The sequence below is a fragment of the Arthrobacter sp. TJ-236 genome (assembly GCF_058269235.1).
Genome location: NZ_JBZCNI010000002.1, coordinates 356393 through 371837, shown reverse-complemented (window position 1 = coordinate 371837; position 15445 = coordinate 356393). Strand labels below are relative to the sequence as shown.

Annotated in this window: 16 protein-coding genes; 10 read left to right on the top strand and 6 right to left on the bottom strand. The window is 68.2% G+C overall.

Features of this window, described 5'->3' with window-relative positions:
• Positions 1 to 54: 54 nt before the first annotated feature.
• Genes AC4D16_RS10485 through glyA form a run of 6 tightly spaced genes read right to left on the bottom strand, consistent with a single transcriptional unit; the run spans position 55 to position 5126 of the window.
• Positions 55 to 888, bottom strand: a complete 834-nt coding sequence (locus tag AC4D16_RS10485; protein ID WP_490954953.1) for an ABC transporter permease — start codon at positions 886 to 888, stop codon at positions 55 to 57.
• Positions 885 to 1781, bottom strand: a complete 897-nt coding sequence (locus tag AC4D16_RS10480) for an ABC transporter permease (protein ID WP_490954952.1) — start codon at positions 1779 to 1781, stop codon at positions 885 to 887. Before AC4D16_RS10480 ends, AC4D16_RS10485 begins: the two co-directional genes overlap by 4 nt.
• Positions 1774 to 2715 carry an ABC transporter ATP-binding protein gene (locus AC4D16_RS10475; RefSeq protein WP_490954951.1) on the bottom strand — a complete coding sequence of 314 codons (942 nt, stop codon included), beginning with the start codon at positions 2713 to 2715 and terminating at the stop codon, positions 1774 to 1776. The genes AC4D16_RS10480 and AC4D16_RS10475 overlap by 8 nt, the downstream gene beginning before the upstream one ends.
• 47 nt (positions 2716 to 2762) lie before the next feature.
• Complete coding sequence (locus AC4D16_RS10470) at positions 2763 to 3653, bottom strand: bifunctional methylenetetrahydrofolate dehydrogenase/methenyltetrahydrofolate cyclohydrolase (protein ID WP_490954950.1); 891 nt, start codon at positions 3651 to 3653, stop codon at positions 2763 to 2765.
• Positions 3628 to 3810: a hypothetical protein gene (locus tag AC4D16_RS10465; RefSeq protein ID WP_490950293.1), complete on the bottom strand. Its 183-nt coding sequence runs from the start codon at positions 3808 to 3810 to the stop codon at positions 3628 to 3630. Before AC4D16_RS10465 ends, AC4D16_RS10470 begins: the two co-directional genes overlap by 26 nt.
• Positions 3804 to 5126 carry a serine hydroxymethyltransferase gene (gene glyA / locus AC4D16_RS10460; RefSeq protein WP_490954949.1) on the bottom strand — a complete coding sequence of 441 codons (1323 nt, stop codon included), beginning with the start codon at positions 5124 to 5126 and terminating at the stop codon, positions 3804 to 3806. The genes AC4D16_RS10465 and glyA overlap by 7 nt, the downstream gene beginning before the upstream one ends.
• A 358-nt stretch (positions 5127 to 5484) precedes the next feature.
• Between glyA and AC4D16_RS10455 the strand changes: the two genes are divergently transcribed.
• From AC4D16_RS10455 to AC4D16_RS10410, 10 genes are all read left to right on the top strand, one after another.
• Complete coding sequence (locus tag AC4D16_RS10455; protein ID WP_490954948.1) at positions 5485 to 6627, top strand: FAD-dependent oxidoreductase; 1143 nt, start codon at positions 5485 to 5487, stop codon at positions 6625 to 6627.
• A complete protein-coding gene (gene purU / locus AC4D16_RS10450) occupies positions 6628 to 7494 on the top strand; it encodes a formyltetrahydrofolate deformylase (RefSeq protein ID WP_490950296.1) in 867 nt (288 codons plus the stop codon).
• A gap of 57 nt (positions 7495 to 7551) precedes the next feature.
• Positions 7552 to 8070, top strand: a complete 519-nt coding sequence (locus AC4D16_RS10445) for a gamma carbonic anhydrase family protein (protein WP_490954947.1) — start codon at positions 7552 to 7554, stop codon at positions 8068 to 8070.
• 67 nt (positions 8071 to 8137) lie between these two features.
• The gene (locus AC4D16_RS10440; protein WP_490954946.1) at positions 8138 to 9322 is read left to right on the top strand and encodes an ROK family transcriptional regulator; all 1185 of its coding nucleotides are present in this window, start codon (positions 8138 to 8140) and stop codon (positions 9320 to 9322) included.
• A 150-nt stretch (positions 9323 to 9472) separates the two neighbouring features.
• A complete protein-coding gene (mmsA, locus tag AC4D16_RS10435) occupies positions 9473 to 10987 on the top strand; it encodes a multiple monosaccharide ABC transporter ATP-binding protein (RefSeq protein ID WP_490955186.1) in 1515 nt (504 codons plus the stop codon).
• A gap of 24 nt (positions 10988 to 11011) precedes the next feature.
• Positions 11012 to 12316: a multiple monosaccharide ABC transporter permease gene (gene mmsB, locus AC4D16_RS10430; protein ID WP_490954945.1), complete on the top strand. Its 1305-nt coding sequence runs from the start codon at positions 11012 to 11014 to the stop codon at positions 12314 to 12316.
• 76 nt (positions 12317 to 12392) lie between these two features.
• Complete coding sequence (locus AC4D16_RS10425; RefSeq protein WP_490954944.1) at positions 12393 to 13493, top strand: substrate-binding domain-containing protein; 1101 nt, start codon at positions 12393 to 12395, stop codon at positions 13491 to 13493.
• 110 nt (positions 13494 to 13603) lie between these two features.
• Positions 13604 to 14197, top strand: coding sequence for a helix-turn-helix domain-containing protein (locus tag AC4D16_RS10420; protein ID WP_490954943.1), 594 nt, complete (start codon positions 13604 to 13606; stop codon positions 14195 to 14197).
• Complete coding sequence (locus AC4D16_RS10415) at positions 14194 to 14736, top strand: MFS transporter (protein WP_490954942.1); 543 nt, start codon at positions 14194 to 14196, stop codon at positions 14734 to 14736. Before AC4D16_RS10420 ends, AC4D16_RS10415 begins: the two co-directional genes overlap by 4 nt.
• Entirely contained in the window at positions 14715 to 15443 is a 729-nt protein-coding gene (locus AC4D16_RS10410; RefSeq protein ID WP_490954941.1) for an MFS transporter, read from the top strand. Before AC4D16_RS10415 ends, AC4D16_RS10410 begins: the two co-directional genes overlap by 22 nt.
• Positions 15444 to 15445 lie beyond the last annotated feature (2 nt).

Sequence of the window (15445 nt, the reverse complement as noted above, 5' to 3'; positions counted from 1 at the left end):
ACGACGTCGCTCACTCCCGCCGTCCCGACAGTCGTCGGAAGCCACTCCGCCACTCTACTTCTGGAAGAGCGTCCGCAGCCGGAGAGTCGTCAGGAACAGTCCCACGGCGATCATCACGAGGAAGTAGCTTACGTGGATGACCGTCGCCGGCGTGAAGGACGCGATGCTGATCTGCCGGAGGAGCTCGACACCGTGCCACAGCGGCAGGGCCTGGATGAACCACTGGATCCCCTGCGGGTACACGCTCAGGGGGTAGAAGGTGGCCGAGAACAGGAACATCGGCAGCATGACGAAGTTGATCCACTCCATCTGCTGGAAGGTCTTCATGAAGCTCGTGATGCCCATGCCGAAGGAGGCGAACCCGAAGGCGATGAGCACGGCCGCAGGGATGACGAGCAGCGCCACCGGGCTGGTGATCAGACCCATGAGAGCCATCACCGCCGTGAAGCCCGTCGCATACATGGCACCGCGGAGCAGGGCCAGGACGATCTCCCCGATCGCGACGTCGAGCGGACCGAGCGAAGTGGACAGCATGCCCTGGTAGAGCTTCGCGAAATTCATCCGGAAGAAGACGTTCCAGGTGCTGTCGTACACGGCACCGTTCATCGCCGAGACCGCGAGGAGTGCCGGGGCGATGTACGCGGCGTAGCTGATCGGCTGCCCGTCGGGTCCCTCGACGGTTCCGACGAGGGCTCCGAGTCCGACGCCCATCGACAGCAGGTACAGCACGGGCTCGAAGAAGCCAGAGACCATCACCAACCAGTTGTTGCTGCGCGTGGCCAGCAGGCCCCGGGCGATCACCGCCTTCGCGTTGCGCGAGTACAGGGCCGCGAGCGGTCTGCGCGACCCCTCGAGCGCGTAGTCGGCGGCCGTCAGCTGCGTGGTCATTTCCCCAACCGCCGTGCATAGACGCGACGCGCGAGCCGCAGGCCCACGATCGCCAGGACCACCAGGAAGGCGACGTGCACGACGGCGAGCCACGCCGGCAGGTCCTGGCCGTAGGTGAGCGCCCGGCCCAGCTCCGTGCCGTGCCAGAGCGGGGAGATCCACCCGATCCACTGGAGGAAGACGGGAAGTGTGGTCAGCGGGTAGAAGGTGCCGGAGAAGAGGAACAGCGGCATCACGATGAAGCGCATGACGAGGGCGAACTGGCCCTTGTCGTTCTCCACGCTCGCGGCGTAGGCCATGAGCGGCAGACCGAAGGCAAGGCCCGTGAGGACGGCGACGGGGACGGCGAGGACACCCGTCGCCTCGGGTGAGGCGCCGAAGGCTGCCACGATGAGGAAGTAGATCACCGTGGTCACCGTCAACCGCGTGGCGATCGCGAGGACGTGGCCGTGGACGATCTGGTCGGTACTGAGCGGGGAGGCGTGCGGCCCGTAGTAGACGCGCCGCCACTTGAAGCCGTCCATCACCGGGTAGGTGAACTCGGTGGCCGCGGTCATGATCGTCGCCGAGGCGAGCAGGGCTGGTGCAATGAAGGCGAGGTAGCTCACGCCCCCGAAGACGCTGCCGGAGGTCTGGTCGACGAGTGTCGCGAGCCCGACGCCCATCGCGAAGAGGTACATGACGGGCGTGCCGACGCTCGTCGCGAGCAGCGTCCACTTGTAGCTGTTCATGGCGCGCAGGACGTGCTCCGCGTAGTACAGCGACCCGAAGGTCCTGGCGCGGCGGGCCGAGACCTGCGGAGGGTGGGCGTGCAGGCGGTACGGCGTGCCGGGAGGGGCGTCGGGCGTCGCGGGTGTCACAGGAGCGGCGGCTGTGGGGCGTGGATCAGTCAACGAGGCTCCGTCCCGTCAGGCGGAGGAAGACGTCCTCGAGGGAGGATCTCCGGACGAGCGAGGTCACGGGCCGGAGCCCCCGCGAGATCACCTGCTCGAGGGCCGCTTCGCCGTCGTGCGCGTAGATGAGCACGCGGTCGGGCAGCGGCTCGAGCCGGTCACCGATGTCCAAGAGTTCGGCGGCGACGGTGGTGTTGCGTTCGGAACCGAAGCGCAGCTCGAGGACCTCCCGGGTGGAGTGCTCGCGGATGAGCTGCGCGGGTGACCCCTCGGCCATGATCCGGCCCTTGTCCACGACGACGAGCCGATCGCAGAGCTGTTCGGCCTCATCCATGTAGTGGGTGGTGAGGATCAGGGTCACGCCGGATTCCTTGAGCCGGAACAGGCGGTCCCACAGGATGTGGCGGGCCTGGGGGTCCAGCCCCGTGGTCGGCTCGTCGAGGAGGAGGATCTTCGGCTCGTTGATGAGCGAGCGTGCGATGGTCAGGCGCCGCTTCATGCCTCCGGACAGCGCATCCACCTTTGCGGAGGCCTTGTCCGTGAGCTGGGCGAATTCGAGGAGCTCGTCCGCCTTCGGCTTGAGGTAGCTCATGGGGAGCCCGAAGTAGCGCCCGTAGACGAGCAGGTTGTCGCGTACCTTCAGTTCCTCGTCGAGGTTGTCCTGCTGCGGCACTACGCCGAGGTGCGCCCTGACCTCGGGGCCGTGCTCCTCCGGGTCCAGGCCCATGATGGTGAGGTCACCGGAAGTGCGCTGCGACACCCCGCCGATCATGCGCATGGTCGTGGACTTGCCTGCGCCGTTGGGTCCGAGCAGCCCGAACGACTCCCCCGCGGGCACCTTGAACGAGATGCCGTCCACCGCCCTGAAATTGCCGTAGTGCTTGTGGAGGTCGACAGCTGAGATGACCGGCGGACCGGCGGGGGTGATGGGCACCCGTCCAGCCTAGGCGAGTGGAGCGATTGGCAGAAGCCAAGTGCCCCTCAGAGGCCGGCCAGGCGCTCCGCTGCCTCGACCACGTTCGTGAGCAGCATCGCGCGGGTCATGGGACCCACTCCGCCCGGGTTCGGGGAGAGCCAGCTGGCCACACCCGTGGCTGCCGGGTCGACGTCGCCCGTCAGCTTCGCCTTGCCCGTCTGCGCGTCCTCGACCCGGCTGACGCCGACGTCGAGCACGATCGCTCCCGGCTTCAGCTGGTCCGCCGTGATCATGTGGGGGATGCCTGCTGCGGCCACGACCACGTCCGCACGGCCGAGGTGGCCTGCGAGGTCCACCGTGCCGGTGTGCGCGAGTGTGACGGTCGCATTGATCTGCTTGCGGGTCAGGAGCAGCCCGAGCGGCCGGCCGACGGTGACGCCCCGCCCGACCACGAGTACGTCGAGCCCCTTGAGCTCGATGTCGTGACGCCGCAGGAGCTCCACGATGCCGTGCGGCGTGCACGGCAGGGGCGAGTCCATCGGCGCGTTGACGTTGAGCACCAGCTTGCCGAGGTTCGTCGGATGCAGGCCGTCCGCGTCCTTGGCCGGTGTGATCCGCTCGAGGATCGCGTTCGTGTCGATATGCGCGGGCAACGGCAGCTGGACGATGTACCCCGTGGTCGCATCGTCGTCGTTCAGTTCGTCGATGACTGCTTCGAGCTCGTCCTGCGTGACCGTGGCCGGGAGGTCGCGCCGCACCGACGTGATCCCCACCTGTGCACAGTCGCGGTGCTTGCCGGCGACGTACGAGTGGCTGCCCGGATCATCACCGACGAGCACGGTGCCGAGACCGGGGGTGATGCCACGCTCGCGGAGGGCGCTCACACGCTCGGCGAGTTCCTCCTTGATGCGGGCTGCTGTGGCCTTGCCGTCAAGGATGCGTGCGGTCGTGGTCATGGGAACCGTCCTTCTGGTACTCGTCGAGCTGCTCGAGGAGGAACGCCTTGCCCCGGTCGCAGCACCCGGTGAAGCAGCATTCGCTGGTGGGGATGTCGTAGTCCGACGACGCGGCCGCCCTCGAGGAGAGTGCGGCGGGCGGCAGCGGGTCTACCACTCCTCCTGGCCCGGGTAGAGCGGGAAGTCCGCGGCGAGCGCGGAGACGCGCGCGCGCAGGGCGGCGACGTCGGGAGACGGCTTCAGCGCTGCGGCGATGATCTCGCCCACCTCACTGAACTCCCGCGCGCCGAAGCCCCGGGTGGCCAGTGCCGGCGTACCGATGCGGAGCCCCGAGGTGACCATGGGCGGGCGGGGGTCGAACGGCACGGCGTTGCGGTTGACGGTGATGCCGACCGAGTGGAGCACGTCCTCCGCCTGCTGGCCGTCGAGCACGGAGTTCCGCAGGTCCACCAGCACGAGGTGGACGTCGGTGCCACCGGTGAGCACCGAGACGCCGTGCTCGGTGACGTCGGATGCCGTGAGGCGCTCGGCGATGATGCGCGCACCTTCGAGGACGCGCTCCTGCCGCTCGCGGAACTCCGCGGACCCGGCGATCTTGAAGGCCGTCGCCTTACCGGCGATCACGTGCATGAGCGGCCCGCCCTGCTGACCGGGGAACACCGCGGAGTTGAGCTTCTTGGCCCACTCCTTCTTCGCGAGGATCACGCCGGAACGCGGACCCGCGAGGGTCTTGTGCACCGTGGAGGTGACGACGTCGGAGTGCGGCACGGGGCTCGGGTGGACGCCGGCTGCCACGAGGCCCGCGAAGTGCGCCATGTCTGTCCAGAGGAGCGCTCCGACCTCGTCGGCGATGGACCGGAAGGCGGCGAAGTCGAGCTGCCGCGGGTAGGCGGACCAGCCGGCGATGAGGACCTGCGGCTTCTCCGCGATCGCCTGCGCGCGCACGCGGTCCATGTCGAGGCGGTGGGTGTCCTCCTCGACCCCGTAGGCCGCCACCTCGTAGAGCTTCCCGGAGAAATTGAGCTTCATGCCGTGCGTGAGGTGACCGCCGTGGGCGAGCGAGAGGCCCATGATCTTGTCACCGGGCGTGATCATCGCGGCCAGGGCAGCGGCGTTCGCCTGCGCACCCGAGTGCGGCTGGACGTTCGCGAACTCGGCACCGAACAGGGCCTTGACCCGCTCGATCGCGAGGTTCTCGGCGACGTCCACGTGCTCGCAGCCGCCGTAGTACCGGCGTCCGGGATACCCCTCGGCGTACTTGTTGGTGAGGACGCTCCCCTGGGCCTCGAGGACGGCACGCGGCGCGAAGTTCTCGGAGGCGATCATCTCGAGGGTGTCGCGCTGCCGGGCGAGCTCGTCGCGGAGCACGGCGGCGATCTCCGGATCAACTTCGGCGAGCGGCGCGTTCGTCACCGAGTTCGCGTGCACCGGGGTGGGAGCGGAGTGGGACGGAGCCATGGATGAGGTGGTCATCGGTTGATCCTTCTCTGGGTCTCGCGGGAGGTCAGTCTGACTCGCGGGCGGCACGGGTACCCCGGCCGCTCGAGAAACGTGACCCGCGGCCCAGGCGTGCGATCCGTGGTCTGCACCGGCGCTCGTCCCTGCGGTGCTGCTGGGACCAACTCCATGCCGCTTCCTGGTGGTTGCCCACCCTACGCCAGTCGCGACGCTCCCATGCTAGCCGCAGCGTCGATGCAGCCGCCACCGGGCCGCAGGTCACGGCAGGCTGGAATAGCCGCGACGCCGGTGCGGTTCCGGGAGGCAGAGCACCCTCGGGAGCGTATGCCGGAGCCGGCACATCGTCCGGTCGGGTGAGGAGAGGTTGATCGTGATGGACGAGGCACCGAGGGCAGGGGCAGCAGGACTCCCCGGCGTGGGCGAGGAACGGCGGGTCCGTGTGGTGGTGATCGGCGCGGGTCAGGCCGGCTTGAGCAGCGCTCACCACCTCCTGCGCCGCGGCCTCGCACGGCACGAGGACGTCGTCGTCCTGGATGCGAACGCCGCCCCCGGCGGCGCCTGGCTGCACCGCTGGCCCTCCCTCACCTTCGGGACCGCCCACGCACTCCACGACCTCCCCGGCCTGCCGCTCGGAACGCCGGATCCGGCAGAGCCGGCGTCGGCTGTGGTCAACCGGTACTACGGGGAGTACGAGCGGACCTTCGACCTGCCGGTGCTCCGCCCGGTCGGCGTGACCCGGGTGGAGGCGGACGGCGCGGACGGCCCCCTCCGCGTGGTGACGAGCAGCGGCACGTGGGTGGCCGACGTCGTCATCAGCGCCACCGGGACATGGGACCGCCCGTACTGGCCCTACTACCGTGGGCGCGACGTCTTCGCCGGTCAGCAGCTTCACACCCACGACTTCCGGTCCGCCGCCGCGTTCGCGGGGCGGCGGGTCCTGGTGGTGGGCGGCGGGACGTCCGCCGTGCAGTTCATGCTGCAACTCCAGGCAGCCGGGGCCCTGCCGGTCTGGTCGACGCGGCGGCCGCCGTCGTTCACGCGCCGCACGTTCGATCCCGAGTGGGGGCGGCAGGTGGAGTCCGACGTCGATGCGCGGACGCGGGCCGGGCTCCCTCCCGCCAGCGTGGTGTCCGTGACGGGGCTCGCCCTGACCCAGGAGTACCAGCGCGGTATCGAGGCGGGAGTGCTGGTCTCCCGCGGGCCACTGGCAGAGCTGCGCGAGCACTCCGCGGTGTTCACGGACGGCACGGTGGCGGAGATCGACGTCGTCCTGTGGGCCACGGGGTTCCGTGCATCCCTGGACCACCTGGCTCCGCTGCGCCTCCGCGAGCCGGGCGGCGGGATCCTGATGGACGGTGTGCGGGTGGTGCGCGAACCGCGCCTGCTGCTCGTGGGCTACGGCGCCTCGGCGTCCACGTTGGGGGCCACGCGGGCGGGCCGCGCCGCTGCGGTGGCCGCCGTCACGAAGGTGAAGGAACGTCCACCCCTCGGGACATCGACCGGTAGCCTCGCCTAGGTGACCTCCTCCGCGCCGCGCTCCCCCTCCTCCTACTCGCTGACCCTCTCCTGTCCGGACCGCCCGGGAATCGTCCACGGCGTCTCGGGGGCACTCGTGGACGCCGAGGCGAACATCACCGAGTCCCAGCAGTACGGCAGCCCCGACACCGGGACCTTCTTCATGCGGGTGGCACTCACCACGCCCACCGACGAGCAGGCCCTCCACGCGGCGCTGCAGCCGGTGGCGGAGTCCTTCGGCATGACGTGGTCACTCGTGGAGGCGCAACGCCGCACCCGCACGCTGATCATGGTGTCGAAGGCTGCGCACTGCCTCAACGACCTCCTCTTCCAGCACCGCTCGGGCACACTGCCCATCGACATCCCCGTGATCGTCTCGAACCACCCCGACCTCGCCGACCTCGCGGCATTCTACGGCGTCGAGTTCCACCACATCCCCGTGACACCGGACACCAAGGAGGACGCCGAGAACGCCCTTCGCGCCGTCATGCGGCGGTACGAGATCGAGCTGGTGGTGCTCGCCCGCTACATGCAGATCCTCAGCGACGACCTCTGCCGGGACCTGCTGGGGCGCGCCATCAACATCCACCACTCGTTCCTGCCCTCCTTCAAGGGCGCGCGGCCCTACCACCAGGCACACGCCCGCGGCGTGAAGCTCATCGGGGCGACGGCGCACTACGTCACGGCGGCGCTCGACGAGGGGCCGATCATCGAGCAGGAAGTCACCCGCGTGGACCACGTGCGCACCGCGGAGCAGCTCGCCACGATCGGTCGCGAGCTCGAGGGGCGCGCCCTCGTCCAGGCGGTCCAATGGCACGCCGAACAGCGCGTGCTGCTCGACGGGCGCCGGACCATCGTCTTCAACTGACGCGTGCACCCGGTAGGAGCGGCCGCGCGCCGACGACACGTCGCCTAGGCTGACGGGATGTCCCGGCACACCTTCCGCGGGAAGACGCCCGTCGTCGCCCCCTCCGCCTTCATCGCCCCCACCGCGACCCTGATCGGCGACGTCACCGTCGGGGACCACGCGAGCGTCTTCTTCGGCGCTGCCGTCCGCGCCGACGCCGCGACGATCAGCATCGGCGCGGGGTCCAACCTGCAGGACAACGTAGTGGTGCACGCCGACCCCGGCTTCCCCGCGCGGATCGGCGCGCGCGTCAGCGTGGGCCACGCTGCCGTGGTGCACGGCTGCACCATCGAGGACGACTGCCTCATCGGCATGAGCGCCACCGTCATGAACGGCGCGGTGATCGGTACCGGCTCACTGGTGGCCGCCGGCGCCGTGGTGCTCGAGGGCACCGTGGTGCCTCCGCGCTCGCTGGTCGCAGGAGTACCGGCGAAAGTGCGGCGGACGCTCGCCGACGGCGAGGTGGACGGCGTGAAGGAGAACGCGACGAGTTACCGGAAGCTCGCGCAGGAGTACTTCACTGCGTTCACTTCTTGACGGCAACGGGTCGGTCCTGCACCCTTGGTTCCATGCCCGCTGAAACACCCTCGACGGCGAGGACACCGTGAGTGCCGCCCGCAAACCCGGTTCGCAATCCGCCCTGCGCGAGCAGAACCAGCAGCGCGTCATCGGGGCCCTCCGCTCGGGCGGACCACAGACGCAGGCCGAACTCTCGCGACAGACCGGCCTCTCCACGGCCACCATCTCGAACATCGTCAAGGTGATGGCGACCTCGGGGATCGTGCGCACGGCTCCGACCACGAGCTCCGGTCGCCGCGCGCTCTCGGTGATGCTCACCGACAACGGCCAGGTGGCGGTCGGTATCGACATCGGGCGGCGGCACCTCCGGGTGGCCCTCGCCACCCCGGATTACCGCGTGCTGCAGGAAGCATCGGTGGCACTCCCCCTCGGGCACTCGGCAGCCGACGGGCTGTCCGCGGCAGCCGACCTCATGGAGACCCTCCTCGAGAACAGCCGCGTGGACCGACGCGCCGTGCTCGGAGCCGGGATCGGCATCCCGGGGCCCATCGACCGGCGGACGGGGACCGTGGTGCAGGGTGCGATCCTCCCCGAATGGGTGGGCATCAACATCCGACAGAGCTTCGGCGAGCGGTTGCAACTACCCGTCCTCATCGACAACGACGCGAACCTCGGCGCTCTCGCACAGGTGACCTGGGGGCCCCACAGCGCCGTGGAGAACCTGATGTTCATGAAAGTGGGCACGGGCATCGGGTCCGGTCTGGTTCTGAACGGCGCGCTCTTCTACGGCAATGTCGGGGTGACGGGCGAGATCGGCCACACCACCATCAACGAGCAGGGCCTCGTATGCCGGTGCGGTAACCGCGGGTGCCTCGAGACCGTGGCATCGACCGCGACCATGATCGAGCTGCTCGGCCGCGGGAGCACGGAGGCGGTGGACACCCAGCGCATCATCGACTGGGCACTGCGGGGAGACACCGCGGCGCTGCGCGTGATCGACGACGCCGGCGTGGCCATCGGGCGGGCGATGGCGCACGTCGCCAACCTCATCAACCCGGAGACCATCGTGATCGGTGGGCCGCTGACGGAGCTCGGCGAGATCCTGCTCGCGCCGGTACGTCGCGGACTCGCGCGCCATGCGGTCCCGATCATCGGGGAGACGACGAGCGTGTGCATGTCCTCGCTCGGGGATCGCGCGGAGGCACTGGGCGGGGCCGCCGTCGTTCTCGCGCACCTCGGCGGGAAGCCCGCGCTGGCCATCCCCGCATAAAGATTCGGCGTACTTTTCCCGATGTTTGCGTTCACTAGTTGACGGCAGCTGGCTGCTACGTGTTCAATCCTTGTGGGCCGCACTCCGGCCAGCATCATGACAACGCCGTCGCCGCGGGAGGGCCCTTTGAACAACCACACCATCCTCGAGATGCGATCGATCACGAAGGAGTTCCCCGGAGTACGGGCTCTTTCCGAGGTGTCGCTCGAGGTACGGGCCGGCGAGATCCACGCCATCTGCGGCGAGAACGGTGCCGGCAAGTCCACGCTCATGAAGGTGCTCTCGGGGCTCTACCCCTACGGCGACTACAGCGGCGAGATCGTCTTCCAGGGCGAGGAGGTCCGCTTCAAGGACATCCGCTCGAGCGAAGCCGCCGGGATCGTGATCATCCATCAGGAGCTGGCGCTCATCCCCGAACTCTCCATCGCCGAGAACATCTTCCTCGGCAACGAGCCCACGCGCTTCGGCGTGATCGACTGGGACTACGTGAACCGGACCACCCTCGAGCTAATGGCCCGAGTGGGCCTCGACGAGGACCCCCTCACGAAGATCAAGGACATCGGGGTGGGCAAGCAGCAGCTCGTGGAGATCGCGAAGGCGCTGAACAAGTCCGTCAAGCTCCTCATCCTCGACGAGCCCACGGCCGCGCTCAACGAAGCGGATTCGCAGCACCTCCTCGACCTCATGGCCGGTCTGAGGTCCAAGGGGATCGCGTGCATCATGATCTCCCACAAGCTGAACGAGATCGAGCGGATCGCCGACTCCATCACGATCATCCGCGACGGCCGATCCATCGAGACCCTGCACGTCAAGGACGACGGCGTGGACGAGGACCGCATCATCCGCGGCATGGTGGGGCGCTCCCTCGAGTCCCGCTTCCCCGACCACACGCCGTCGATCGGCGAGACCTTCTTCGAGGTACGCAACTGGACCGTGGGGCACCCCACGGTGCCGGACCGGCTGGTCGTCAAGAATTCCAGCTTCCACGTGCGGCGAGGGGAGATCGTCGGTATCGCGGGGCTCATGGGGGCTGGACGCACCGAACTCGCCCGCTCCGTCTTCGGTCGGTCCTACGGCACGTTCCAGTCGGGTCAGATCCTGATCGACGGCAAGGAGGTGACGCTGAAGTCCGTGCCGCAGGCCATCAAGGCCGGGCTCGCCTACGTCACCGAGGACAGGAAGTCGCTCGGACTCAACCTGCTCGACGACATCAAGACCACCACGGTGTCCGCCGACCTCAAGAAGATCACGCACGGCCTGGTGGTGGACCGCGACGAGGAGTTCCGCGTCGCCGAGGAGTACCGGACGTCCCTGCGCACCAAGACCCCGAGCGTCAACGAGGGGGTCGCCAAGCTCTCCGGGGGGAACCAGCAGAAGGTGGTCCTCGCGAAGTGGATGTTCACCGACCCCGAACTCCTGATCCTCGACGAACCCACACGCGGCATCGACGTCGGCGCCAAGTACGAGATCTACGGGATCATTCAGCGGCTCGCGGACCAGGGCAAGGGCGTGATCGTGATCTCGTCCGAACTCCCCGAACTGCTCGGACTCTCCGACCGCATCTACACGATCTTCGAAGGGGCCATCACGGGCGAACTCACCCGTGAGGACGCCAACCAGGAATCCCTGATGAAGCTCATGACCGCCAGCCGAACCGCTGCCTGACCGAAGACCCCCAAGGAAAGCCACATGAACTCCCTCAAACAACTCTTCGGCGGCAACGTCCGCCAGTTCGGGATGATCTTCGCGCTGGTCGCGCTCGTCCTGTATTTCCAGTGGGCCACCGGCGGCAACGTCCTGACGCCCGGCAACTTGATGAACCTGTTCAACGGCAACTCGTACATCCTGATCCTCGCGATCGGTATGGTGCTCGTCATCATCGCCGGGCACATCGATCTCTCGGTCGGCTCGATCGCCGCCTTCGTCGGGATCGTGGTGGCCATCGCCATGCGTGACTGGGGCATCCCCTGGTACCTCGGAGTGTTGCTCGGCCTCGCCCTCGGAGCCCTGATCGGGATCTGGCAGGGCTTCTGGGTGGCCTACGTCGGCATCCCCGCGTTCATCGTGACGCTCGCCGGCATGCTCCTGTTCCGGGGCGCGAACCAGGCGGTCGGCAACTCGCTCACCGTTCCGGTGCCCGAGGGCTTCCGGTACCTGGGAGCCGGTTATCTGCCGGAGGTCGGGCCCGACCTCGGGTACAACAACCTCACGCTGCTCATCGGATTCGCGCTCGTGGCCTTCGTCATCTACAACGCGATACGCGCCAGGCGGAAGCTCGAGACGATCGGGGCCGCCGTGCCACCGGTGTGGGTACCCGTCGTGAAGGTCGGGCTGCTCTCCGCCGTCATCCTCTATGCCACCTACATGTTCGCCACGGGTCGCCCGGGAACCTCGTTCCCCGTGCCCGGGATCATCCTCGGCGTCCTCGTCATCATCTACGCCTTCGTCTCGAACAAGACCATCCTCGGGCGCCACGTCTACGCCGTCGGCGGCAACCGCCACGCCGCCGAGCTGTCGGGTGTGCAGAGCAAGCGCGTGAACTTCGCGGTCATGATGAACATGTCGGTGCTGGCAGCCCTCGCCGGCATGATCTTCGTCGGACGCTCCACCGCGTCCGGACCGTCGGACGGTGTCGGGTGGGAGCTCGACGCCATCGCAGCCGTGTTCATCGGCGGCGCCGCGGTCTCCGGCGGCGTCGGCACCGTGGTGGGGTCGATCATCGGCGGACTCGTCATGGCCGTCCTCAACAACGGCCTGCAGCTGCTGGGCATCGGCACCGACACCACGCAGATCATCAAGGGCCTCGTGCTGCTCGCAGCAGTCGCCTTCGACGTCTACAACAAGAGCCAGGGCAAGCCGTCCATCATCGGCCTGCTCACTCGCAACTTCGGAGGCGGGTCGGGCAAGGGCACGGCGGCCTCCGCCACCCCCGCGACGCCGGCACCCAACCAGCAGCCCGTCGGGACCAAGGAAGTCATCTCCCACGACGTCTAGGGCGAGCCGCTCCCCCGGAACCTCCCTGTCCGCTCCATCCATTCCACTCGAGCAAGAGCAACAGAAAGAGAAAGCAATGCGTAAGTTCGCACAATCCTTCGCAGCGATCGCTGCAATTTCAGCACTGGCGCTGACCGGTTGCGGCCGCGAAGAAGCAGCCCCTGCCGCGGAGGGCGGCGAGTCCGCCGCCGCCGGATTCGAAGAAGGATCCGCCATCGGCGTCGCGCTGCCGCAGAAGACCTCCGAGAACTGGGTCCTCGCCGAGCAGCTGTTCAATGACGGCCTCACCGAGGCCGGCTACGAGCCCAACGTCCAATTCGCCAACGGCGGTGTCTCGGAGCAGCAGAACCAGATCAGCTCCATGATCACCAACGGCGTGAAGGTCCTCGTCGTCGGCGCGATCGACGGCGCTCAGCTCGGCACCCAGCTGGCTCAGGCCAAGGAGGCCGGTATCACGGTCATCGCCTACGACCGGCTCCTCACCAACACCGAGAACGTGGACTACTACGTGGCCTACGACAACTTCCAGGTCGGCGAGCTGCAGGGTCAGGCCCTGCTGGACGGCATGAAGGCGAAGAAGCCGGAAGGCCCTTACAACATCGAACTGTTCGCCGGATCCCCCGACGACGCCAACGCCCAGGTCTTCTTCGACGGCGCGATGAGCATCCTTCAGCCCGAGATCGACAACGGCAACGTCGTCGTGGTGTCCGGTCAGACGGACTTCAGTGCTGTGACGACGCAGGGCTGGACGGCTGAGAACGCCCAGGAGCGCATGGACACCCTGCTTTCCGGGAACTACGGCTCCACCGAGCTCGACGGCGTCCTGTCCCCCAATGACACGCTCGGCCGCGCGATCATCACGTCGGTCGAGAGTGCCGGCAAGCCCGTTCCCGTCGTAACGGGCCAGGACTCCGAGGTCGAGTCGGTGCGCTCGATCATGGAGGGCAAGCAGTACTCCACCATCAACAAGGACACCCGTGCCCTCGTGGAGCAGGCCATCACCATGGTCGGCGCCCTCCAGGCGGGCGAGGAGCCGGAGATCAACGATCCCGACTCCTACGACAACGGCGTGAAGACGGTTCCCGCGTACCTGCTCGAGCCGCAGATCGTCACCCGGGAGAACGCGGCAGAGGCCTACGCCGACAACCCGACCCTCTCCGCCATCACGAACGAGTAGAGCTTCCCGTTCTTCTCGACAGGAACGCCCCGGCGACAGCCGGGGCGTTCTTTTCGTCCCGAAGCTAAAGGACTCTTGCGCAAGAAGTCTTTACCGGCGAGGATCGTCCCATGACCGACCTGGTGACGAAGGACCCCGTGCGTATCCGCGCTCTCGCCCATCCACTGCGGCTGACCCTGCTCGACGTCCTCGACGACGTGGGTCCGGCCACCGCCACACAGTGCGCCGAGGCAACCGGGGAATCGGTGGCGAGCTGCTCCTACCATCTCCGGATCCTCGCGCGTCACGGCTTCATCGAACGGGCCGAGGGTTCGGGGCGGGACCGGCCGTGGCGTGCCGTGTCGACGAGCCGCACGCAGTCGATCGACCGCGACGTCCCCGGGTCGGTGCACGCCGTGGCCGCACTCGCCGGCACCGAGGTCCGGCGGCAGTACGAGAGGATCGCAGCCTGGCTGGAGCGTGCGCCCTCACGCCCCTTCGACGAGGTGCAGCTCTCCTGCATCACCACGAGCCTCATCCACGCCACCCCGGCCGAACTCGAGGAGCTCCGGGCACAGCTGATCGCGCTCACCGCCCCCTTCGAGGACCGTCGGCAGCACGCCGATCAGCGGCCGGAGGGCACGGTACCTGCCCGCTTCTTCGCCGTTCTGAACGTCGAGTCGCCGACCGACCCCTCAGCCCACCCCACGACGGCCACCTCGTGACGCACGCCACCGCACCGGGCGATGTCGCGACCAACCGCGAGGTCCTCGCCGTCCCGGCCTTCCGCCGTCTCACGCTGACCTGGTTCTTCACGAACCTCGGCGACTCCGCCCTCTACATCACCGCCGCCATCTGGGTGAAGAACCTGACGGGCAGCGACGCCGCCGCAGGGCTCGTCTTCGCAGCGCTCGGCCTGCCGGCGCTGCTCGCTCCGATCGTGGGGCAGCTCGCCGACCGCTTCCGCCGGAAGCCGCTCCTGATCGTCAACAACCTGGCCGCGGCCGCCGTCGTGCTGCTCCTGCTGACCGTCGACACGGTCGACGACGTGTGGATGGTCTACCTCGTCATGTTCCTCTACGGCACCGCCTCCTACCTGACGGCGGCGGCGCAGTCCGGCATCCTCAGGACCATGCTCGAGGACCGGTTCCTCGCACCCGCGAACGGGCTGCTCAGCAGCATCGACCAGAGTCTGCGGATCATCTCCCCCTCGTCGGCGCTGCCCTGTTCACGGTGGGCGGCATGGACGCCGTCACGCTGCTGACGGCGTCGAGCTTCGTTGTCGCCGCCGTGGTCCTGACCACGCTGAAGCTCACGGAGCCCCGTCCGCACCGCGAGGCCGGGGAGTCGTTCTGGCAGAGCACCACGGCGGGGGTGCGCTTCCTCGCAGGCCACCCCTTCCTCCGGAGGGGAGCCCTCGCGATGATCATCGCCGTCGGAGCGACCGGCGTCATCAACATCACGATCTTCGCCACGATCGAACAGGGCCTCCAACTCCCGCTGCAGACCCTCAACATCGGCATCGCCGTGCAGGGGGTGTTCGCCGTCCTCGCGGGGCTGATGGTCGGCACGGTGATCCGGAGACTCGGCATCAGGGGCACGATGATCGCGGGGCTGCTGATGCTGTCCGTGGCCGTCGCGGGCCAGGCGACCACAATGGTGCCCGTTGCGCTGGGAGCCGTCGCGATGACCGGGGCAGGCGTGGTGTTGGCCCTCGTCGCCTTCGTCACCACGCGTCAGCAGCTCACGCCACCCGGCATGCAGGGACGGACGTCCGCCGCTGCCAACATGCTCATGAACGTGCCGCAGGTCCTCACGGCGCTCGTCACGTCCACCCTGATCGGGCTGGTCGACTACCGCGTGCTCATCATCGGCACGGCGGTGCTCTGCGCGACCAGCACCGTCCCACTCCTGTTGACACCCAGAGCGCTCCTGACAGATGGACGCCCGAGTGGCCAGCAGCAAGGATAGGG

Coding starts and splice junctions, on each gene's coding strand:
- AC4D16_RS10485 (WP_490954953.1), bottom strand. CDS start 888: ATGACCACGCAGCTGACGGCCGCCGACTACGCGCTCGAGGGGTCGCGC.
- AC4D16_RS10470 (WP_490954950.1), bottom strand. CDS start 3,653: ATGACCACGACCGCACGCATCCTTGACGGCAAGGCCACAGCAGCCCGC.
- glyA (WP_490954949.1), bottom strand. CDS start 5,126: ATGACCACCTCATCCATGGCTCCGTCCCACTCCGCTCCCACCCCGGTG.
- AC4D16_RS10455 (WP_490954948.1), top strand. CDS start 5,485: ATGGACGAGGCACCGAGGGCAGGGGCAGCAGGACTCCCCGGCGTGGGC.
- AC4D16_RS10445 (WP_490954947.1), top strand. CDS start 7,552: ATGTCCCGGCACACCTTCCGCGGGAAGACGCCCGTCGTCGCCCCCTCC.
- mmsA (WP_490955186.1), top strand. CDS start 9,473: ATGCGATCGATCACGAAGGAGTTCCCCGGAGTACGGGCTCTTTCCGAG.
- mmsB (WP_490954945.1), top strand. CDS start 11,012: ATGAACTCCCTCAAACAACTCTTCGGCGGCAACGTCCGCCAGTTCGGG.
- AC4D16_RS10425 (WP_490954944.1), top strand. CDS start 12,393: ATGCGTAAGTTCGCACAATCCTTCGCAGCGATCGCTGCAATTTCAGCA.
- AC4D16_RS10420 (WP_490954943.1), top strand. CDS start 13,604: ATGACCGACCTGGTGACGAAGGACCCCGTGCGTATCCGCGCTCTCGCC.
- AC4D16_RS10410 (WP_490954941.1), top strand. CDS start 14,715: ATGGACGCCGTCACGCTGCTGACGGCGTCGAGCTTCGTTGTCGCCGCC.